Source organism: Mesorhizobium sp. M0571, from assembly GCF_040320985.1.
GTDB lineage: Bacteria > Pseudomonadota > Alphaproteobacteria > Rhizobiales > Rhizobiaceae > Mesorhizobium.
The window spans coordinates 91,318-110,487 of the sequence record NZ_JAMYQT010000016.1 but is presented as its reverse complement, the minus strand read 5'-3'; the positions used below and the strand labels follow the sequence as shown (position 1 = coordinate 110,487).

Genomic DNA, 19,170 nt, shown 5'->3' with positions numbered 1-19,170 from the left:
AAGACCCTAGCTGCACAGCCACAGCTTGTGGCAGGTCGTGGCCATCATGTGGGCCGGCGGTACAAAGCGATCGTTGACCGGCGCATCATCGTCTACCCGGCGGACCTTTTCTTCGAGCAGCGTGCGAAGTTCCGCCGGTTGCACGCGGTCGCGCTCCATCACCAGCTTGACCATCGGATCGCTCAAGAGTTCATCCAGGGTGTTGATGCTATCGTTCATCCGTCGCCTCCTCGACTGCCCGCCCGCCCGCCATAGATAGGCAGCAATGATGGCCCGCCAATGACGCTTTGCCGGCTATCTCGTGTCGCTCCGGATTAAATTTTGGACAGATTTCGCCTCATGCCGGCGGCGGCGCGCCTTCATATTGCGGCAGGCCGTCGTCGATCTGCACCCAGGGCTGCTTCGAGGCGGTCCAGATATGCATTTCAGGCCTGAACACCGAGGGATCGTCGAGCGAGCCGGTGGTGACGCCGATGATGCCGGCGGAATCGCGCCGGGAAAACATCGTCGTGCCGCAGCGCGGGCAAAAGCCGCGCTTGAGATCGGGCGAGGAATTCACCGTCGCCAGCGGTCCGTCGACCGTCACATCATCGATGCGGAACAGCACGCGCGCGTTGAAGGCGGCACCCAGCGCCTTCTGACACAGCCGGCAATGGCAGATGCGCTCATTGATCGGTGCCGCCTCGGCGCGGTAGCGCACCGCCCCGCACAAACACCCGCCCTGATACCCAACCATCGCCCGAGTCCCTTCCCTGTGAGAATGGGTGGCATACCTATCGATAGGCGTGGCAGCGTCAATTGAAAAGCTTTGATGGCGCCATCTATAGCTCTGATCCGGCCGACATGCGATTGGCCCGATGCGTCGGCCAAGGCCTCATAGATGAAAACCGGCCATCTCGCAGGAGACGGCCGGCAGACAATTGACTGGGCGTCAGTTCGTTTCGTTGACAACCTCGTCCCAGGTCTTGACCTTGGTCTCGCCATTGAGGAACGGCAGCGCGGCGGCTGTCAGTTCCGGCGCGAAGAACACATCGTAGTGGGTGCGGTTGGACAGGATCGCCAGGCGGTTCTGCGACAGGTTCTCGCGCATCCAGCCGGCGTCCTTCAATCCGCCGCCGAGCAGCTGGTAGAACTTGATCTCGTGCTCGGGCCGGTACATGTCGCCGTCAGCGAAAACCAGCATCACCGGCATTTTCAGCTTCTGCACGTCGGCGGAATAGTCGTAGTCCTTGCGCATATGGGCGCCGAGCTGGTCGAGCAGTTTCGGAAAATCCTCCGGATGCGGCGCAACCGCGACGTAGGATTTGTACATCGGCGTGTCCTTCATCATGTCGGCCATCGCCGCGCCGACCTGTGCCTGCTGGCCACGCATCTCGGCATAGAAGCCGTCCGCGGCGTAGCCGGTCGAGACCAGCACCAGGCAGCGCACCGTTTGGGGATGCTGGACGGCCATGCGGAAGGCGACGCCGCCACCCAGCGAATAGCCCATGACGTCGACCTTGTGGTAGCCGAGCGCCTTGACGATCGCCGCCACGTCGTCGCCCATCGCCTCCAGGCTGAGCGGCCGGTCGCCGAGTGCGGTGCGGCCATGGCCCTGCAGGTCAATGCCGATAACGGTGCGGTTTTCGGCAAGTTTTGGCAGGATCGGCGCGAACATGTCGGTCGTGCCGAGGCCGCCATGCAGTAGAAGCAGCGGCTCGCCCTTGCCGTAGACGGCGTAATAATAGTTCAGACCGTTGATCGGCAGCAGGCCGGATTTTTCCGGCTTCGGCAATGTTGCGGTTGCGGTCGTCATGGCGGGCTTGGCCTCCTCTGCGTTGATGGTGCCCGGCGCGGCAAACAGCGCGGCGGCCGAGGCGAAAATGGCGAAAAACATCGATCTGGACATATCAACCTCCCTCTCCCGTTTGCATCAAAGTCGCTTGGCGACCTCCTCAAGCTGTTCGGCGCACTGGCCCCAGCCCTCGTGAAAACCCATTTTCTCGTGCTGTTCGCGGTCGGCGACCGACCAATGCGCAACCCGGGCGATATAGCGGGTCTTGCCCTCGCCCACGTCCTCGAGTGTCACAACGCCAGTCATGAACGGTTTTGCGGAAGGCTCCCACGCCTTGGTATAGGCATCGGTGAAGACGAGCTTCCTGCCCGGCACGACTTCGAGGAAGACGCCAGGGTTCGCAAATTCGTTGCCGTCGGGACCGGCCATGACGACCAGGCTGGTGCCGCCGGCGCGAACGTCCATCTCTGCGCGTGGCGTCGTCCACGGCTTCGGCGCGAACCATTGCGTCAAGAGCTTGGGCTCGGTCCAGCAGCGATAGACGTTCTCGCGCGGCGCATCGATGATGCGGGCGAGTACCAGTTCGCGGTCGGAGTCGGGGGCGATATCGAGCTTGGTGGTCATGGTGTTTCCTCACATGTCGGTTTTGGCTTTCGTGTCTAGGACGAACCGACAAGACGCAAGCCGACACGGTCCGCGAAAAAATCCGCGGGACCGGCGATTCGAACGACCAAACTGGGAGCCTAGTGACGCTTGGCTTGCACCAGATAGGCATCGATCTCGGTCTCCCCGAGCCACTTTGCCGCTTCCAGCCGATGCAGCCCCTCGACGAGGATATGGCGCTTGCCGTCATGGCGCACCTGGATCGGCGTCTTCATGCCGTTTTCCAGAATGTCCTCGGCCAGATGGCGGACGGTCTCGGAATGCAGCGTCTTCTTGCGCGCGGTCGGCACGTAAATGTCGTCGATCTTGACCTTTTGCACTCGCAGCATGTCGGCTCCCGTGGCGGATAAGGCCGCCCTTTGTGAGATAGTCGGTTTGGCCGGCAAGGCCAAGGGAGCAGCCCGGCAATGGCTGGCCCGATCGTTTCCAATTGACGCTTGGCCGGCGGATGGCCGAAATGGGGCCTTCGACCTTACAGGCGTTCATGACCCATCTGCCGACCGAGTTTCCCGATTTCGGACTGACGCCGGAGCAGCGACGGCAGGCGGTGCGCAGCCATTACTGGGAATGGCCGGGCATGGATGGCGAGCGCGGCGAGATCTGGTGCTACAGCGACCGTTTTTCCTATCGTCCTGGCGAGACGGTGGCGCTGCATGTGAGTTCGACGGCCGCCAGCTTCGGCATCGTGGTCGTCCGTGACGGCGGCGCGGAAACGACAATGTTCGAAAGGACCGGGATCGCGGCGCGCTGGCAGGAGACGCCAGATCAATGTTCGGTCGACGGCTGCGGCTGGGAAGCGTCGTTCGAATTCCGCGTCGGCGACGATTGGCCGTGCGGGGCCTGTCGCGTCACGCTTGAAGCGGATGGCCGGGACGGCAAGCCGATCCTCTGCCAGCATCTTTTCATTGTCGCGCCGCAACCCGGCAAAAAACCCGGCCGCGTGCTGCAGGTTGCGGCCACCGGCACCTGGCTCGCCTACAACACATGGGGCGGTTCCAACCATTACGAAGGCATCACCGGGCCAGGCCGCGACCAGTATGCCCGGATGGTGTCGACGCAGCGGCCGTGGTGCCGCGGCTTCGTCGTGCTGCCCAAGGACGCGCCGCGCGTGCCGCTCGAAGTCGCCGTGCCGCCGAAAACCGTGCCGCGCTATCCGCATATGGAATGGGCCTTCGCCACCGGCCATTCGAAGAAATACGCTTCGTCCGGCTGGGCAAGCTATGACAGTCATTTCTTCCGCTTCGCCGAGCGCGCCGGCTACGCCGTCGATCTCGCCAGCCAGCACGATCTGCTTTTTTCGCCCGACATTCTCGACGGCTACGACTGCGTCGTGTTCGTCGGCCACGACGAATACTGGACCTGGGAGATGCGCGATGCGGTCGACGCCTATGTCGAGCGCGGCGGCCATGCGGCCCGCTTTGCCGGCAATTTCATGTGGCAGACGCGGCTGGAGGACGAAGGCCGCCGGCAGGTCTGCTACAAATACCGCGCCCGCGCCGAAGACCCGGCCTATCGCGGCGGCGATGTGAGGCGCGCCACCAATTCCTGGGAAGCGCCGGAAATCGGCCGGCCGGGTGCGGCGACCTTCGGGCTTAACGCGACAAAGGGCGTCTATGCCGGCTGGGGCGGCTGCGCGCCGCGCGGCGCGCGCGGCTTTCCGGTCTACCGGCCGGAGCACTGGGCCTTCGCCGGCACCGGCATCTACTATGGCGACCTGCTTGGCGCCGACAGCCACGTCTATGGCTATGAGGTCGACGGGCTCGATTTCGAGATCCGCGGCGGCCTGCCCTATCCCACGCCCGACAGCGGCGCACCGGAAGGCCTGCAGGTGCTCGCGGTCGGCATGGCGAGCCAGGTCGAGGAAAGCGCCGACATTCCATTCGCAGACCAGTTCCTCGGCGACGAGGACGGACGCTTCACCGCCGAAACGCTGTTCGGCGAGGCGAGCGACGCCAATCTCGACAAGATCAAACGCGGCAACGGCATGATCGTCAATTTCCAGCGCGGCAGAGGCGAGGTGTTTCACGCCGGAAGCTGCGAATGGGTTGCCGGCCTGCTAAGGCAGGACGCGATGGTCGAGCGCGTCACCAGAAATGTCCTCGACCGCTATCTTGGAAAGCCATGACATGTTGAAGTCCCCTGTCCCGGAAGCCCGCGAAGCCTCGCATCTGTTTTATCTGTCCAGCCTGCGCCGGCCGCTGATCGATCGCGCCGAAGGCATCTACATGTGGACGCAGGACGGCCGCCGTTTCATCGACGGATCGAGCGGGCCGATGGTCGCCAATATCGGCCATTCCAACCGCAACGTGCTCGATGCCATGAAGCGGCAGATGGACCGCGCCACCTTCGCCTACCGCCTGCATTTCGAAAACGAACCGGCCGAGGAGCTCGCGCGGCAATTGGCCGCCAAGCTCCCAGAAGGCATGGACCGCATCTTCTTCGTCTCGGGCGGCTCGGAAGCGACGGAATCCTGCATCAAACTGGCGCGGCAATGGGCAGTTGCCACCGGCCAGGCCAGCCGCTGGAAGGTGATCACGCGCTTTCCTTCCTATCATGGCGGCACGCTTGGTGCGCTCGCCGTCACCGGCGACGATGCCCTGGCTGAAACCTTTGCGCCGATGATGCAGGTCATGCCGACCGTGCCGGCGCCTGCCGCCTGGCGCGACCGCGACAATCTTTCGATGGAACAGCGCGGCATCCGCTACGCCGACATGCTGGAGGAACAGATCCTCGCCGAGGGGCCGCAAAGCGTGCTCGCCTTCATCATGGAACCGGTCGGCGGCGCTGCCACGGCAGCACTGGTGGCGCCGGACAGCTATTATCCGCGCATCCGCGAAATCTGCGACCGCTACGGCATCCTGCTCATCCATGACGAAGTGATGAGCGGTGTCGGCCGCACCGGAAAATTCCTCGGCGGCGACCATTGGAACTGCAAACCAGACATCGTCGCGCTGTCGAAGGGGCTGGGCTCGGGCTACGCGCCGCTTGGCGCGCTGGCGGCGCCGATGCGGCTGGTGCAGCCGCTGCTCACATCCGGCGGCTTCCAGCACGGCCACACCTATGCCGGAAACCCGCTGGCCTGCGCCGCCGGCCTTGCGGTGCTCGGCGAGATGGACCGTCTCGGCCTGATCGCCAATGCGGCTGACATGGGCGACCTTTTGATGGACGAGCTGAAGGGATTGGCGAAGCGGTTTCCATTCATCGCCGACGTGCGCGGCAAGGGCCTGCTCACCGGTGCCGAGATGGTTGCCGATCCCGACACACTGCGGCCGATCGAACCGGCAAAGAAAGCCACCCAGCGCCTGCTCGACCTCGCCTATGAGCGCGGCCTGATCATCTATGGACGCAAGGTCAAGGGCGGCGTCGACGGCGACAATTTCATGGTGGCGCCGCCGATGATCGTCACCGCCGAGCAGATCGGCGAGATCGTATCCATCATCGGCGACTCGCTCGAGGTGCTGGCCGGCGAGCTCGACCTGCCGGTCGAAGGCTGAGAGGCGAGCCATGGCGCCGCGAAAAGTCATCATCACCTGCGCCGTCACCGGGTCGGTGCACACGCCATCGATGTCGCCGCATCTGCCGGTGACACCGGACCAGATCGCCTCAGAGGCGATCGCCGCCGCCGAAGCCGGCGCTTCGATCCTGCATCTTCACGCTCGCGATCCCAAGGATGGGCGGCCGACCGCCGACCCTGATGTGTTCATGCAGTTCCTGCCGCGCATCAAGCAGGCGACCGACGCGGTGATCAACATCACCACCGGCGGCTCGTCGCTGATGACGCTCGACCAGCGGTTGGCCGCCCCGCTCAGGGCCGAGCCGGAAATGTGCTCGCTCAACATGGGCTCGATGAATTTCGCGCTGTTCCCGATGCTCGACCGTCCGCGGGAGTGGCAGCACGAATGGGAGCCGAAACTGCTCGAGGCCACCCGCGACACGATCTTCAAGAACACCTTTGCCGACATGGAGACGGTGCTCGACAGACTGGGCAAGGGTTGCGGTACGCGCTTCGAATTCGAATGCTACGATGTCGGCCATCTCTACTCGCTGGCGCATTTCCGGGACCGCGGGCTGGTATCGGGACCATTGTTCATCCAGTTCGTGTTCGGCATCCTCGGTGGCATCGGCGCCGATCCCGAAAACCTGATCCATATGAAGCGCATCGCCGACAAACTGTTCGGCGACAGCTACCAATTTTCGGTGCTGGCCGCCGGACGCCACCAGATGCCGATGATCTCGATTGCGGCGGCGATGGGCGGCAATGTCCGCGTCGGGCTGGAGGACAGCCTCTACGACGGGCGCCAACTGGCCAAGTCCAATGCCGACCAGGTCCGCCGTATCCGCAGCGTGCTCGACGGGCTGTCGCTGGAGGTCGCCACGCCCGCCGAGGCGCGGCAGATGCTGGCGCTCAAGGGTGGTGACCGGGTGGCGTTCTGAGATGCGGCCGTGACAATGACCAATCCACCGTCAAAAGACATTGTCATCCGGCCCGGCACCGTCGAGGACGTCGAGACCATCCACGCCGCACTCCTGCGGCTCGGCACCCACATCGGCGCGCATCAGGAGATCACCACGACGGTAGAAGACCTCCGCACCTATGGCTTTGGCGAGAAGCCTGCCTTCTCGACCCTGATCGCCGAAGTCGGTGGCGAGTTTGCCGGGCTCTGCCTCTATTTTCCGATCTTCTCGACGTGGATGGGACGGCCCGGCGTCTATGTGCAGGATCTCTATGTCGAGGACCGGTTTCGCGGCCGCAGGATCGGCGAGCGCCTGCTGCGCCGGGTCGCGGCGCAATGCCGGAAGGCCGGCGGCGTCTATCTCAGGCTCTCCGTCGACACCGACAACGAGACCGCCAAGGCTTTTTACGAACGGTTGGGCATTGCCTGGTCGAGCTACGAGCAGGTGCAGAAGATCGTCGGCGATGCCTTTTTCGCCTTCGCTGATGCACCGGAGGAGCCAACATGAAAGCCTTCTATGCCGAAGAACAGAAGCGCCACGACCCGAAGGCGTTCCTCTCCAGCGGCGCGCCGCAGCCCAACCCGGAAAAGCCGGAACGGGTCGAGCGATTGTTAGCCGGCGCAAAGGCTGCCGGCTGCACGATCGAACGGCCGCGGGATCATGGGCTTGGGCCGATTGCCGCGGTGCATACGCCGGAATATCTCGATTTCCTCCAGCATGTCTTCGCCCGCTGGCAGCGCATCGAGGGCGCCTCGGCCGAGGTCATCCCCAACATCCATCCGATCGCGCGGAACGGCTCCTATCCGGCCTCGGCCGTCGGCCAAGCCGGCTACCACATGGCCGACACCGCCTGCCCGATCTCAGGCGAGACGTGGGAGAGCGCGCTGTGGAGCGCCTGGAGCGCGATTGAAGCGGCCGAGGCGGTGATGTCGGGCGCGCCGGCCGCCTATGCGCTGTGCCGTCCGCCCGGCCATCATGCCTTTGCCGATGTCGCCGGCGGCTTCTGCTTCATCAATAATTCGGCGGTCGCCGCACAGGCTCTGCGCAAGCAGGCGGCGCGGGTGGCGATCCTCGATGTCGACCTGCACCACGGCAACGGCACGCAAGGCATCTTCTATGCCCGCCCGGACGTGCTCACCGTGTCGCTGCATGCCGACCCGGTGCGCTTCTATCCGTTCTTCTGGGGCCATGCCGACGAGCGCGGCGAAGGCGCCGGCCTCGGCTACAATCTCAACCTGCCGCTGGCGCGCAAATCCGGCGATGCCGCGTTCCTCGAAGCACTGACGGCGGCGTTCCAGCGCATCAACGCCTTCTCGCCAGATGCGCTTGTGGTGGCACTGGGGCTCGACGCCTTCGAGGGCGATCCGTTCGGTGGGTTGTCGGTGACCACGCCCGGTTTCTCGCGCATCGGCGAGGCCATCACCGGGCTCAGCCTGCCGACGGTCATCGTCCAGGAAGGCGGCTATCTCTGCGACGAGCTCGGCGACAATCTAACCGCCTTCCTCACCGGTTTTGGCAGCGCCCACAAGCGATGATCCGCCCCGCGAGGCTGCGTCAGGATCGTTCCTGCCTCAGCATGGCGATGACGCGATGCACGCTCGCCAGCGTCTCGTCGATCTCGGCTGAAGTGTTGTAATGAGCGATGCCGATGCGCACCACACCCTGCTCGGCCGGAATGCCGAGCTGGCGCACGATCTCCCAGGCGTAGTTGTGGCCGGACCAGAGGAAGATGTTTTCGGCATTCATCTGCCGCACGATCGTCTCAGGCACGATGCCCTCGACAGTGAACGACACCGTCGGCACGCGCTCATTGATCCGCTTCGGATCGATGATGCCGTGGATGGTCAGGCCCGCAATATCCGACAAGCCATCGATCAGCTGTAGCGCCAGCGGGTTTTCGTAAGCAATCGACACTTCGAATGCCTTGGTGATTTTCTGGCGGCGCGACGCTTGCGCGCCGGCTGCCGCGCCCAGCTCGGCAAAATAATCGACCGCGGCCGACAGGCCGGCCATCAGTTCGATCTGCGGCGTGCCGAGCTCCAAGCGCTCCGGCAGGGCACTGGACGAGCAGCGGCATTTGTACGGCTTCAGTGCATCGATGACGTCCAGCCTGCCCCATAATATCCCCATGTGCGGGCCGAAGAATTTATACGCCGAGCAGATCAGGAAATCGCAGCCGAGGCTTTGGACGTCGATCAGCCCATGCGGGGCAAACTGCACGGCATCGACATAGACCAGCGCACCGGCCTGTCTGGCGATGCGGGTCAACGACTTAACCCGGTTGATCGAGCCGGTGAGATTGCTGGCATAGTTGAGCGCGACGAGCCTCGTCCTCTCGGAAAGCAGCGCAGCAAGCGCTGCCTCCTCGACCTGCCAGCTCTGCTGGCCGAAGGGCAGCCAGCGCACGACGAGGCCAAGGTCTTCTGCCAGTTGCAGCCAGGGCGAGACGTTGCCCTCATGATCCATGCGGGTGAGGACGATCTCGTCGCCGGGCTTCATCGTGCGGCCGAGCGTTCGCGACATGTGGTAGGTCAGCGTCGTCATGTTGGCACCGATGACGATTTCCTGCGGACTTGCAGCACCCAGGAAATCGGCCATCGCCAGATGAGCCTCGTCGACGATTTCTTGTGCCGCAACGGTGGTCTCGAAGAAGCCGCCGAGATTGGCATTGGTGGCCAGCAAACAACCCGACACCGCGTCCGTCACCGCCTGCGGCACCTGCGTGCCGGCAGGATTGTCGAGATAGATGCGCCGGCGGCCCTTGTCGGTCAGCGACAATGCCGGAAACTTTTCGCGCACCGCGTCGATCCAAAAATCCATGGCCGTTCCCCTCCCCTTATAATGATCGGACAACCACGCCCCTCAAGGACACGGATTGCCGACGCGCTGGTGGATGGCATCGACCGCCTTCTGCATGTCCTCGGTCCAGACCACGGCGGCGGAAGAGAGCGCCATTTCGAGTTGCGGAATGGTAGTTGCTCCGATGATGTTCGAGGTGACGAAGGGCCGGCTCGAGACATAGGCGTTGGCAAACAGCGCCGGCTCCATGCCGAAAGCGCGCGCCAGCCGGTTGTATTCGAGCTGCACTTCCGCGGCGTTGGGCGTTTCATAACGCTGACCGCGGTTGAAGAGCTGCGAGCGCGAGCCCTGCGGCCGCGCGCTATGGTCATATTTGCCGGTCAGGTAGCCTTGCGCCAGCGGCGAATAGGCAAGCAGCGACACCTGCTCGCGCTCGCAGACTTCAGCGAGGTTCACCTCGAAGGTGCGGTTGACGAAATTATAGGCGTTCTGCAGCGAGGCGACGCGCGGGCCGACGCCCTTGTCGGTTTCGGCGATGAAACGCATGACGCCCCAGGAATTCTCATTCGACAGGCCGAAGTGGCGGATCTTGCCGGCCTTCACCAACTCGTCGAACACGCGAAGCGTCTCGGCGATTGGCGTCTCGCCGGCCGGCGCGCCGGCGGCATCGGCGCGTCGCGGCACGGCGCCGATACGATTTGGATTGGCACCCCATGGCACGTCGCGTTCCGGCCAATGGATCTGATAGAGATCGATGTAATCGGTGTTGAGCCTGGCCAGCGACTTTTCGACTGCGTCGAAGATGTCGGCGCGCACCAGCTTCGAGGGGCGGTCGCCGCGAAACCACGTATTGGCGGTGCGGCCGACCACTTTCGACGCGAGGATCACCTGACCGCGGTTGCGATTCGCCTTCATCCAGCTGCCGATGATTGTCTCGGTGCGGCCTTGGGTCTCCGCCTTGGGTGGGATCGGATAGAGCTCGGCGGTGTCGATGAAATTGACACCGCGCGCAAACGCCAGGTCCATCTGGGCATGACCGTCCGCCTCGGTGTTCTGCTGGCCCCAGGTCATCGAGCCGAGGCAGATCTGCGACACGAAAAGACCGGTCTGGCCGAGACGGCGTTTGTGCATGAAGTTTCTCCGGCGGGAATTTTTGCGCGGCTGCGCGAGGAGGAAGCAATAGCATACAGGAAAGCGTCGGCCGCTTCCAAGCCCGCCGGCGGCAGGCCAGGCGAGTTTCCGGGACGCCGGCGAACGGGGTTTATCCCTACGGCTAACAAAAAAGCCGGACTGCATTTTCATGCAGTCCGGAATTTCGCCAGGAATGGCGAGGAAAAACCGGCCAAGTGCCGGCACTGACGCATACGGTCGAAGCGCCGCAGAAGTTTCGCCGGAACAGCCGATTTATGTCAAAAAGATTGGGGCAGCATGGCTGCCATGCATATGCTGCACTGCACAAATTGTCGTGATCTGCCTATATTGGACGTCGTGGAGGTTCAATAAGGGCTTGAATCATGGGGTTCTTCACTGAAATGTTCGCCCGTCCGCGTCCTCGGGAACAGTTGCGCTATCGCGCGGCGCTGGCACTGCTCCATTCGATGAGCAATGCCGATCGCGCCAATATCGGCGTCAAGCCGGCCGATTTCCCGCGCATCGCCCGGGAAATGTCCCTGCGCTAGAGGCTGTTCCATCCCGTTAGAGTCGGGATGGGCTCTATCTTCCTGTTTGACCATGATCTTTTCCGAAAACCGGTTTCCACTTTTCGGGATCATGGTCCCGGTGCGGCCGGGATATCTCCTGAGCGAATCTCAACGCAATCCGAGGAAAATCGACTTGCCCAGCGGCACGCCGTTGTGGCGCAGGATGTCGTAGGCAGTGGTCAGGTGGAAATAGAAATTGGGCATGGCAGCGTGCAACAGATATTGCATCCCCGGCATCGAAACCTCGCGTCCCGCAAGCCTTAGTTCGACCATCCTGTCATCCGAGCCGTCGAACTCGGCCGCCGAAAATGTCGCGAGATGAGCCATCGTCTTGGCGATGCGCGCCTGCAGATCGGCGAAGCTTCCCTCATTGTCCTCATATTTGGGCACCTCGCGCCCGGCAAGCCGCGACGGTGCCCCCTTGGCGTGATCGGTGGCGATCTGCACCTGCCTGGTCAGCGCGAACATGTCGGGCGCCAGCCTCGACGTCAAAAACACCTGCGGGTCGATCTTGCGCTCAACCGCATTCTGCTCGGCAATGTCCAGCACGTTGGACAGCGCCTTCAGCCTGGCCGAAAACACCGGCACAGAAACCTCATACATTGATATGCTCACTGGGTCCTCCACGCGGCCCGACTGCCGACGGCGAGAGGTAGCGCTTTCGCAGGCGATTGTTCAAGCGTCACCACGTCGCCGCAATCGATATGGTAGGATTTTTCATCGAGTGGAGGTTCCCGATGAGACGCGCCCGTTTCGCAGCGACCGCTTTTCTTTCCATTGCCGTTACCTGCCAATCGGTGCTCGCCGCCGAGGCGCCCTATATCGACGACAGGTCGGATGCCGAAGCAGTCATCCGCTCGCTCTACAGCGCCATCAGCCGGCACGAATTCGCGCGCGCCTGGGACTATTTCGGCGACACCAAGCCGGCTAAGGATTTCAATAGCTTCGTCAAAGGCTATGACGGCACCGACACGGTCGAAGTCAAAACCGGTGGTGTGTCTGAAGACGGTGCCGCCGGCAGCATTTACTACAGCGTTCCCGTCGCCATCCGGGCGACGGCCAAGGACGGCAGCGAAAATGTCTTTGCCGGCTGCTATACGCTGCGCCAGATCAACGCCTCGATCCAGGAACCGCCATTTCGCCCGATCTTCATCGACAAGGGTGCACTGAAACCGTCAAAGGCCGATTTCGACGAGGCCGTGCCGGCAAGCTGTGGCGACGGACCGCCGCCGCCGAAGAAGGACGCAGCCCTTGAGCAGGCCAAGAAGGCCTTCGCAGCGACCTATGGCGAGCAATGCGACAAAGACATGCCCGGCGGCGATCCGCCTGGAGAGCCGGACGCCTACTCGCTCCGCTACAAGGATGCGGGTGCCGCCGATGACGAGCCCGAACGCGAGACGCGGCTGTTCCGCTTTTTCTGTTCGATGGCTGCGTACAATGAGAGCGCCGTCTACTACATTTACGACGACGTATCGGGCGTCCGGCAACTTCAATTCGCGTCACCGGAACTCGATATTCGTTATGAGAACAACAACAGCGAAGGCAAGGTCGAGGGCATCAACATCATCGGCTTCCAGACCGACGATCAGTTGGTCAACTCCGAATATGACGAGGCCACCAAAACGATTTCATCTTCGAACAAATGGCGCGGCGTTGGCGACGCCTCGTCGGCCGGCACCTACCTGTTTCGCCACGGCAATTTCTCGCTGGTGCAGTACGAGGTCGACGCGTCTTATGACGGCGAGATCAACCCGCAGACCGTGCTCGACTACAATACCGCACCTTAGGGAGTCTTCGACAGCATCCAATTGAGCGTGCCGCGCCAGTCGGTCATTCGGATCGGCGTGCCATGCGTACCAGTCTCGAAGCGGACGAAGCGGGTCGGGTAGGTTTTCGATTTGGCCAGAATCGATCGGAAGAAGGCTTCCTGTTTCTCGATTGGAAACACCGGATCCTTGCTGCCCTGGCCGAAGAAGACCGGCACACGGCGCTTGAATGCGGAGCTTGCGAAGAAACTCTCGTCCCATAATGAGCCGAGCAGCAGCAGACCGTCGATGCGCACGCCGGTGTCCTCGCGGGCGGCCAGCTTCCAGCACAACGCGCCGCCCATAGAGCCGCAGGTGACGAAGATTTTTGCGCGCGGCGACTGTTCGGCATAGTGGCCGATCAATGCGGCGATCTGGGCGGCACCGGTGTCGCCGAAATCGGAAAAGTCCGGCGACAGATAGAGGCCGCCATTACCGGCCATCAGGTTCTTGATGCGGTTGAAATTGCCGCCGAAAGTGAAATCGTCAGCACCCTGCTTACGGCTACCGCCCTGCCCGTGCAGATAGAGCACGATGATGCTGGCGCCCTCGGCCTTGCCGACGGCGATGTGGCGGACGTCACCGGCATCGGTCTTCAGCAACAAATCCTGCTGCACCTTGCGCACACCGGTATCGGTGTATTGCGCATGCACCCGGCGCTCAGGCACTTCGTCGCGGGCGTTGATATCGCGCAGCTCACGATAATCGATGACCGTATAGGCGCCGTTGCTCTCGGACGAAAGTGTGGCCGGATAGGCGAACAGATCGTCCTTGAAAGGTTTGAGTTCGAGAGCGCTGGCGTAAGCGGCAAAGGAGAACGAGAAGAATATCGAGATCAGAAGGGCTGGCAGGCCAGAGGAGGGTAACCGGACAGCGAAGCGGAAACGAAAAGCCATGCCCAAAGGCATGCGTTTTTCGGCTTCGGTTTGTCAATCCTGCAGCACGCCGCCAGCACTTTCCAGCGCCTCGCGCGTGTCGACATCGACGGCTGCCCCTTCGCCGATCTCGACATCGATGACGTCGAGCCCTTCGGCCTCGACCAGATGGCGGGCACCGGTATCGCCTTCGAGGTGAGCGATCGCGGCGAACAGCGAGCGCGGCAGCAGCACCGGGTTGCCGCGCCGTCCATCATGGGAGGCGCGCACCACCGATCGCCCTTCGGATTTGCGGAACGCCTCGATCAGCCTGTCGAGGTCGGCCGAGGCGACGCCGGGCATGTCGCCGAGGACGATCATGACGCCAGCGGCGTCGCCGGCAACCTTGGCAATGCCTGCCTTCAGCGACGAAGACAGCCCCTCGGCGAAATCCGGATTGTCGGAGAAGGTCACATCGAGGCCCGCCAATGCACTGCGCACGCGCTCGCGCTGGTGGCCGGTGACGACTATGGTGCCCGCTGCTTTCGAACCGACCGCGCGTTCGGCGGTGCGGCGGACCAAGGGCTTGCCGTCGAATAGGGCCAAGAGCTTGTTCGGCCCGCCCATTCGGCTGGAGCGGCCGGCGGCCAAAAGCACGATCTCGACCTTGGGTTCGGCTTTGGCCGGCAGCGGCTCGCGCGGCTGCGGCCGCGTCGGTATTTCCATCAGCAGCCCGCCGACGCCCATGCCGGCAATATCTCTCGCGGTCACGTCGAGGCCTGCGATCAGCCGGTCGAGCACCCAGTCGAAGCCGTTCTCCTTGGGGCTGCGGGCGCAGCCCGGTGCACCGATGATGCGCTTGCCGTCTAGCGTGCCGAGCACCAGCAGATTGCCGGGATCGACCGGCATGCCGGCGCGGATGACGGTGCCGCCTGCCCTTTCGATGGCGGCGGGCACGACGTCGCCGAAATCGGCCATCGCCGAGGCGCCGAAGATCACCACCATGTCGGTATCGCGGATCAGCGAGGCGGCAGCTTCTGCCACGGGTGCGACTTCATGCGGCGTGCGGCGCTCGGTCGTCAGCCTGCCGCCCGAACGCGCCAGGCGCGCTTCGGTGACGCGCAGCGTCTTGTCGAGCACGCTCGGCTTGATACCGGGCAGCACCGTCTGGATGACGCCGACCCGCACCGGCTGATAGGCGTTGACGGCAAAGATCTCGCCGCCGGCGCAGATCCTTGCCACGGCTTCGACCAAAGCCGAGGCGACCGCAAACGGAATGATCTTCACCGTCGCAACCATCTGACCTTTTTCGACCGGCGCATGCTGCGCCAGCGTGGCGATGGTAATGGTCGGATCGACGGCATTGATGGCGTCGATCATCGCCGCGTCGACGGTGAATATGCCGGACGCCTTGGCGTGGAGGTTGACTCGCCCGGTCGCGGCGGGCTTCGCCTCCACGTTGCGATGGATCATGCTTTTTGCGATTTCTTCGGCGGCGGAGTCCTCGCTGAGATCATCGGGCGCCAACACGGCCGCGACGACTTCCGAAACACCGACCGCCTTCAACGACGACACGTCGTCGGCGCTAAGCCTGTGCGCCTTGCGGAAGCGGCGATCTCCGGCCGCAGTCGCGTGCGCCAGCACTGCCCCTTCGGCCGCATCGATCGGAATGGGGCCAAATTTCACGCGACCGCGCCCGCAGAGCGCCGCGCGTCCCTTTGGACGCGCAAAGGACGCTCTGCTCTTTTGAATCTACGCATCGTGCTTTTCCAAAATCGGTTCCGATCTTTGGGCCGATGCGGAGGCTTCCAGGCCGCGAGAGCGAAAAGCGTGAATTGCTTGCGCCAGCACCGCGACGGCGATCTCGGCGGGGCTGGCAGCCCCAATGTCGAGGCCGATCGGGGCGTGGATGCGGGCGATCTGGTCGGCTGTGGCGCCCAAGGCCAGCAGGCGTTCGACGCGTTTCGCATGGGTCTTGCGGCTGCCGAGCGCGCCGACGTAGAAGCAGCCGGCGTCGAGCGCCGCCTTCAGCGCAAAATCGTCGATCTTCGGATCGTGGGTGAGAGCAGCCAGCGCAGTATAGCTATCGAGCGGCTGGCGCTTCAGGACATCCTCCGGCCATTCGGCATGCAGCGCGATGTCGGGAAAGCGGTCGGACGTGGCAAACGCCGTGCGCGGGTCGATGATCTCTACGGGATAACCGGCGATCCTGGCCATCGGCGCCAGCGCCTGGCTGATATGGACGGCGCCGATCACCACCAGGCGAGGCTGCGGTAGATGTGCGTTGAGGAAGAAGGTCCGTCCCTCAGCTTCGACCGTACCGGAATTGCCGGCGCGGAATGTCTTGGCGATGGCTGCCCCGAGTTCGCCGGCGACCTGGTCGCCCTCGCGCACGACACGGTCGCGGCCGTCGCCGAGATCGGTAACCAGGATTGCCGCGCGGCGGGCGCGGCGTTCGGCGTTCAGTGTTTTTAAGGTGTACGGATCCATCAAGATATCTCTTTTTTGAGCATGATCTTGTCCCAAAACCGGCCGCCACTTTTCGGGATCATGCTCTAACCCAGCCGCTCGACATAGACCTTGATGCGGCCACCGCATGACAAGCCGACCTGCCAGGCGGTCTCGTCGGCGACACCGAATTCCAGCATTTTCGCCTTGCCCTTGTCGATGACATCGATCGCTTCGGTGACGACCGCGCCTTCGACGCAGCCGCCAGAGACAGAGCCGTGGAAACTGCCTTCGGCGTCGATGACCAGATGGCTGCCGACCGGCCGTGGCGCAGAACCCCAGGTTTCGACGACCGTAGCGATGGCGACATCCTTGCCGTCCTTCATCCAGCCCTCCGCGATGATCAGCGGGTCGCGGGCCTCATCGAGATAGATACTGTGTTCCATGATTTTTCTCCGTGGGAGACATGTGGTTATGCGACGCGCTTCGCACCAGCCTCGATCCACCTGCGCGGGTCGACCGAACGCACCGAATTCTTATCCAGCGACGCACAGAGATCGGCGAGCGCATCTAGATTGTGCACCGAGCGGAACTCGTCGACATGCGGCAGCATCGCCTTGACGCCGCGGGCGCGGGCCTCGAAGCCGTCGAAGCGCAGCAGCGGGTTAAGCCAGATCAGCCGCCGGCAGGATTTATGCAGCCGCTCCATCTCTTCCGACAGGCCGGCGACATCGTCGCGCTCCAGCCCATCGGTGATCAACAGCACCACCGCGCCCTGCCCCAGCACGCGGCGCGACCACAGCCGGTTGAATTCGGCCAGCGCGTCGCCGATGCGCGTGCCGCCCGACCAGTCCCTCACCGCGGCAGAACAGTCGGCGAGTGCGGCATCGGGATCGCGATGGCGCATCTGCCGCGTCAGATTGGTGAGTCTGGTGCCGAAGACGAAGGCGTGCACGCGCCGGCGCTTTTCCGTCAGCGCATGCAGGAAATGCAGGAAGATGCGCGTATACTGGCTCATCGAACCGGAAATGTCGGCAAGCACCACCAGCGGCGGATGGACTTCGCGGGGCGAGCGGAATTTCGGCAGGATCAGCTCGCCGCCGGTGCGCGCGGCCGAGCGCATCATGGCGCGCGGATCGATACGGCGGCCATGCGCATCGGCTTTGAAACGCCGCGTCCGAACCATGTCGAAGGGAAGCCGCAACTGGGCGATCGCTTTCTTGGCGTCGGCCATTTCGGCGGCGTTCATCTGGGCAAAATCCTTGCCTCTCAGCACCTCGTTGCCGGAGAAGGTGAAGCGCGCGTCGATCTCGATCTCGGGGACTTCCTGCACCGGCTGGTTCTTCTGGTGGCCCTCGAACATCGCCTGGCTGACGCGGTTCTCGGCGGCGCGCGGCTTCTGTTTCTCACGCTTGTCGGGAGCGATCGGCGAAAACATCGCCAGCATCTTTTCGATTAACTCGTGCGACTTCCAGAACAGCCGGAAGGTCTCGTCGAAGGTGGCGTGATCTTCGTGCCTCGAGACCAGCACGGCGTGCAGCGTCCAGTAGAAATCGTCGCGCGAGCCGATCCCGGCAGCGAGCACCGCCTCGATGGCATCCTTGACCGAGGCCGGTCCGACCCGCATCCCGGCCTTGCGCAAGGTGCGGGAGAAATAGACGATGTTGTCGGCGATGCGCCCGTCCGCCGTTGCCTCTTTGGGTTCCGCACGCGGCATCGCCCTACTCCGCCGCCGATAGCTCGGCCTTGACCTCGTTGAGGATGCGCCGGCCTTCGCCCTCACCGATGCGGGCAATATCGTCCTGGTATTTCAGCAGCACGCCAATCGTGTCGGAAACCGTCTCAGGGTCCAACGCCACCTTGTCGAGTTCGGTCAGCGCGCCGGCCCAATCGATGGTCTCGGCGACACCTGGTACCTTGAACAGCTCGATCTGGCGCAGCTTCTGGATGAATGAAACGATCTCGGCCGAAAGCCGGCTGTTGGCCTGCGGCACCTTTCGGCGCACGATCTCAAGCTCGCGCTCGGCATTGGGATAATCGACCCAGTGATAAAGGCAGCGCCGCTTCAGCGCGTCGTGTATCTCGCGCGTGCGGTTGGTGGTGATGATGACGATCGGCGGCTCCTCCGCCTTGATCGTGCCGAGCTCCGGCACCGTCACCTGGAAGTCGGAGAGGATTTCGAGCAGGAACGCCTCGAAGGCCTCGTCGGTGCGGTCGAGTTCGTCGATCAGGAACACCGGGGCGGCACCCGCCTTGCCGGTCAGCGCGTCGAGCACCGGGCGGCGGATCAGGTACTTTTCGGAAAAGACGTTGCGCTCCATGTCGGAGCGGTCGACCTTGCCGGCCGCCTCCTCCATGCGGATCTCGATCATCTGCGCGGCGTAGTTCCACTCGTAGACGGCAGACGAGACATCGAGGCCTTCATAGCATTGCAGGCGGATCAGCCGACGGCCGAGCGCCTTGGCCAGCACCTTGGCGATCTCGGTCTTGCCGACGCCGGCCTCGCCCTCGAGGAAAAGCGGCCGCCTCATGCGCAGCGATAGAAAAAGTACGGTCGCCAGTGACCGGTCCGCCACATAATCCGCGCCGGTCAGGAGCTCGAGCGTCTCGTCGATGGTCCGCGGCGCGGGGCGCGGTTTCAGCTCGGTCATTCGATCTCCGTGGGCGCGGCC

Annotated in this window: 21 protein-coding genes; 7 read left to right on the top strand and 14 right to left on the bottom strand. The window is 63.5% G+C overall.

All coding sequences use genetic code 11. The annotated features are described in order from the left end of the window. Positions 1-6: 6 nt before the first annotated feature. From NKI85_RS20100 to NKI85_RS20080, 5 genes are all read right to left on the bottom strand, one after another. On the bottom strand, positions 7-219 hold the full coding sequence (locus NKI85_RS20100; RefSeq protein ID WP_352526584.1) for a hypothetical protein: 213 nt from the start codon (positions 217-219) through the stop codon (positions 7-9). A 118-nt stretch (positions 220-337) separates the two neighbouring features. Beyond that, positions 338-736 (bottom strand): GFA family protein, encoded by a 399-nt coding sequence (locus tag NKI85_RS20095; protein WP_352526586.1) that lies wholly within the window; start codon positions 734-736, stop codon positions 338-340. A 195-nt stretch (positions 737-931) separates the two neighbouring features. Continuing rightward, on the bottom strand, positions 932-1,888 hold the full coding sequence (locus NKI85_RS20090; protein ID WP_352526587.1) for an alpha/beta fold hydrolase: 957 nt from the start codon (positions 1,886-1,888) through the stop codon (positions 932-934). Between the two features lie 24 nt (positions 1,889-1,912). Further along, on the bottom strand, positions 1,913-2,398 hold the full coding sequence (locus NKI85_RS20085) for an SRPBCC family protein (protein WP_352777582.1): 486 nt from the start codon (positions 2,396-2,398) through the stop codon (positions 1,913-1,915). A gap of 119 nt (positions 2,399-2,517) precedes the next feature. Next, complete coding sequence (locus NKI85_RS20080; protein ID WP_352777578.1) at positions 2,518-2,766, bottom strand: ParB N-terminal domain-containing protein; 249 nt, start codon at positions 2,764-2,766, stop codon at positions 2,518-2,520. A 155-nt stretch (positions 2,767-2,921) separates the two neighbouring features. Here NKI85_RS20080 and NKI85_RS20075 point away from each other — a divergent pair, with 155 nt between their 5' ends. The 5 genes from NKI85_RS20075 to NKI85_RS20055 are packed head-to-tail and all read left to right on the top strand — an operon-like array spanning position 2,922 to position 8,427. Then, complete coding sequence (locus tag NKI85_RS20075) at positions 2,922-4,562, top strand: N,N-dimethylformamidase beta subunit family domain-containing protein (protein ID WP_352777652.1); 1,641 nt, start codon at positions 2,922-2,924, stop codon at positions 4,560-4,562. A gap of 1 nt (position 4,563) precedes the next feature. Further along, positions 4,564-5,931: an aminotransferase family protein gene (locus tag NKI85_RS20070; protein ID WP_352526592.1), complete on the top strand. Its 1,368-nt coding sequence runs from the start codon at positions 4,564-4,566 to the stop codon at positions 5,929-5,931. Positions 5,932-5,941: 10 nt separating this feature from the next. Then, complete coding sequence (gene kce / locus NKI85_RS20065) at positions 5,942-6,871, top strand: 3,5-dioxohexanoate:acetyl-CoA acetone transferase (RefSeq protein WP_352526594.1); 930 nt, start codon at positions 5,942-5,944, stop codon at positions 6,869-6,871. 15 nt (positions 6,872-6,886) lie between these two features. After that, entirely contained in the window at positions 6,887-7,399 is a 513-nt protein-coding gene (locus tag NKI85_RS20060) for a GNAT family N-acetyltransferase (RefSeq protein WP_352526596.1), read from the top strand. Then, positions 7,396-8,427, top strand: coding sequence for a histone deacetylase family protein (locus tag NKI85_RS20055; RefSeq protein ID WP_352526598.1), 1,032 nt, complete (start codon positions 7,396-7,398; stop codon positions 8,425-8,427). The genes NKI85_RS20060 and NKI85_RS20055 overlap by 4 nt, the downstream gene beginning before the upstream one ends. A 19-nt stretch (positions 8,428-8,446) precedes the next feature. Here the strand turns inward: NKI85_RS20055 and NKI85_RS20050 are convergent, their stop codons facing one another. Both NKI85_RS20050 and NKI85_RS20045 read right to left on the bottom strand, forming a co-directional pair. Next, positions 8,447-9,712 carry a cysteine desulfurase-like protein gene (locus tag NKI85_RS20050; RefSeq protein WP_352777572.1) on the bottom strand — a complete coding sequence of 422 codons (1,266 nt, stop codon included), beginning with the start codon at positions 9,710-9,712 and terminating at the stop codon, positions 8,447-8,449. A 42-nt stretch (positions 9,713-9,754) separates the two neighbouring features. After that, positions 9,755-10,822 (bottom strand): aldo/keto reductase, encoded by a 1,068-nt coding sequence (locus NKI85_RS20045; protein WP_352526600.1) that lies wholly within the window; start codon positions 10,820-10,822, stop codon positions 9,755-9,757. A 383-nt stretch (positions 10,823-11,205) separates the two neighbouring features. On the opposite strand from NKI85_RS20045, the gene NKI85_RS20040 reads away from it, so the two are divergent. Then, positions 11,206-11,370, top strand: coding sequence for a hypothetical protein (locus NKI85_RS20040; RefSeq protein ID WP_352526601.1), 165 nt, complete (start codon positions 11,206-11,208; stop codon positions 11,368-11,370). A gap of 129 nt (positions 11,371-11,499) precedes the next feature. Here the strand turns inward: NKI85_RS20040 and NKI85_RS20035 are convergent, their stop codons facing one another. Next, positions 11,500-12,006 carry a DUF1993 domain-containing protein gene (locus NKI85_RS20035; RefSeq protein WP_352526602.1) on the bottom strand — a complete coding sequence of 169 codons (507 nt, stop codon included), beginning with the start codon at positions 12,004-12,006 and terminating at the stop codon, positions 11,500-11,502. Positions 12,007-12,128: 122 nt separating this feature from the next. Between NKI85_RS20035 and NKI85_RS20030 the strand changes: the two genes are divergently transcribed. Further along, positions 12,129-13,178, top strand: a complete 1,050-nt coding sequence (locus tag NKI85_RS20030; protein WP_352526603.1) for a DUF1176 domain-containing protein — start codon at positions 12,129-12,131, stop codon at positions 13,176-13,178. Here the strand turns inward: NKI85_RS20030 and NKI85_RS20025 are convergent. The 6 genes from NKI85_RS20025 to NKI85_RS20000 all read right to left on the bottom strand — a co-directional run bounded on the left by NKI85_RS20025 (position 13,175) and on the right by NKI85_RS20000 (position 19,149). Next, positions 13,175-14,092, bottom strand: coding sequence for an alpha/beta hydrolase family protein (locus NKI85_RS20025; RefSeq protein WP_352526604.1), 918 nt, complete (start codon positions 14,090-14,092; stop codon positions 13,175-13,177). The genes NKI85_RS20030 and NKI85_RS20025 overlap by 4 nt on opposite strands. 33 nt (positions 14,093-14,125) lie before the next feature. Beyond that, a complete protein-coding gene (locus tag NKI85_RS20020) occupies positions 14,126-15,736 on the bottom strand; it encodes an NTP transferase domain-containing protein (RefSeq protein WP_352526605.1) in 1,611 nt (536 codons plus the stop codon). 66 nt (positions 15,737-15,802) lie between these two features. Continuing rightward, positions 15,803-16,540: an XdhC family protein gene (locus tag NKI85_RS20015; protein WP_352526607.1), complete on the bottom strand. Its 738-nt coding sequence runs from the start codon at positions 16,538-16,540 to the stop codon at positions 15,803-15,805. A 65-nt stretch (positions 16,541-16,605) separates the two neighbouring features. Beyond that, a complete protein-coding gene (locus tag NKI85_RS20010) occupies positions 16,606-16,944 on the bottom strand; it encodes an XdhC family protein (protein ID WP_352526608.1) in 339 nt (112 codons plus the stop codon). 26 nt (positions 16,945-16,970) lie between these two features. Next, entirely contained in the window at positions 16,971-18,215 is a 1,245-nt protein-coding gene (locus tag NKI85_RS20005; RefSeq protein ID WP_352526610.1) for a vWA domain-containing protein, read from the bottom strand. Between the two features lie 4 nt (positions 18,216-18,219). Continuing rightward, positions 18,220-19,149: an AAA family ATPase gene (locus NKI85_RS20000; RefSeq protein ID WP_352526612.1), complete on the bottom strand. Its 930-nt coding sequence runs from the start codon at positions 19,147-19,149 to the stop codon at positions 18,220-18,222. Positions 19,150-19,170 lie beyond the last annotated feature (21 nt).

Excerpts from the sequence above, each read along its gene's own strand:
- NKI85_RS20030 (WP_352526603.1), top strand. The coding sequence starts at position 12,129 with ATGAGACGCGCCCGTTTCGCAGCGACCGCTTTTCTTTCCATTGCCGTT.
- NKI85_RS20055 (WP_352526598.1), top strand. The coding sequence starts at position 7,396 with ATGAAAGCCTTCTATGCCGAAGAACAGAAGCGCCACGACCCGAAGGCG.
- NKI85_RS20100 (WP_352526584.1), bottom strand. The coding sequence starts at position 219 with ATGAACGATAGCATCAACACCCTGGATGAACTCTTGAGCGATCCGATG.
- NKI85_RS20080 (WP_352777578.1), bottom strand. The coding sequence starts at position 2,766 with ATGCTGCGAGTGCAAAAGGTCAAGATCGACGACATTTACGTGCCGACC.
- NKI85_RS20070 (WP_352526592.1), top strand. The coding sequence starts at position 4,564 with ATGTTGAAGTCCCCTGTCCCGGAAGCCCGCGAAGCCTCGCATCTGTTT.
- NKI85_RS20075 (WP_352777652.1), top strand. The coding sequence starts at position 2,922 with ATGACCCATCTGCCGACCGAGTTTCCCGATTTCGGACTGACGCCGGAG.
- kce (WP_352526594.1), top strand. The coding sequence starts at position 5,942 with ATGGCGCCGCGAAAAGTCATCATCACCTGCGCCGTCACCGGGTCGGTG.
- NKI85_RS20085 (WP_352777582.1), bottom strand. The coding sequence starts at position 2,398 with ATGACCACCAAGCTCGATATCGCCCCCGACTCCGACCGCGAACTGGTA.
- NKI85_RS20025 (WP_352526604.1), bottom strand. The coding sequence starts at position 14,092 with ATGGCTTTTCGTTTCCGCTTCGCTGTCCGGTTACCCTCCTCTGGCCTG.
- NKI85_RS20015 (WP_352526607.1), bottom strand. The coding sequence starts at position 16,540 with ATGGATCCGTACACCTTAAAAACACTGAACGCCGAACGCCGCGCCCGC.
- NKI85_RS20060 (WP_352526596.1), top strand. The coding sequence starts at position 6,887 with ATGACCAATCCACCGTCAAAAGACATTGTCATCCGGCCCGGCACCGTC.
- NKI85_RS20040 (WP_352526601.1), top strand. The coding sequence starts at position 11,206 with ATGGGGTTCTTCACTGAAATGTTCGCCCGTCCGCGTCCTCGGGAACAG.
- NKI85_RS20050 (WP_352777572.1), bottom strand. The coding sequence starts at position 9,712 with ATGGATTTTTGGATCGACGCGGTGCGCGAAAAGTTTCCGGCATTGTCG.
- NKI85_RS20090 (WP_352526587.1), bottom strand. The coding sequence starts at position 1,888 with ATGTCCAGATCGATGTTTTTCGCCATTTTCGCCTCGGCCGCCGCGCTG.
- NKI85_RS20010 (WP_352526608.1), bottom strand. The coding sequence starts at position 16,944 with ATGGAACACAGTATCTATCTCGATGAGGCCCGCGACCCGCTGATCATC.
- NKI85_RS20095 (WP_352526586.1), bottom strand. The coding sequence starts at position 736 with ATGGTTGGGTATCAGGGCGGGTGTTTGTGCGGGGCGGTGCGCTACCGC.
- NKI85_RS20005 (WP_352526610.1), bottom strand. The coding sequence starts at position 18,215 with ATGCCGCGTGCGGAACCCAAAGAGGCAACGGCGGACGGGCGCATCGCC.
- NKI85_RS20045 (WP_352526600.1), bottom strand. The coding sequence starts at position 10,822 with ATGCACAAACGCCGTCTCGGCCAGACCGGTCTTTTCGTGTCGCAGATC.
- NKI85_RS20000 (WP_352526612.1), bottom strand. The coding sequence starts at position 19,149 with ATGACCGAGCTGAAACCGCGCCCCGCGCCGCGGACCATCGACGAGACG.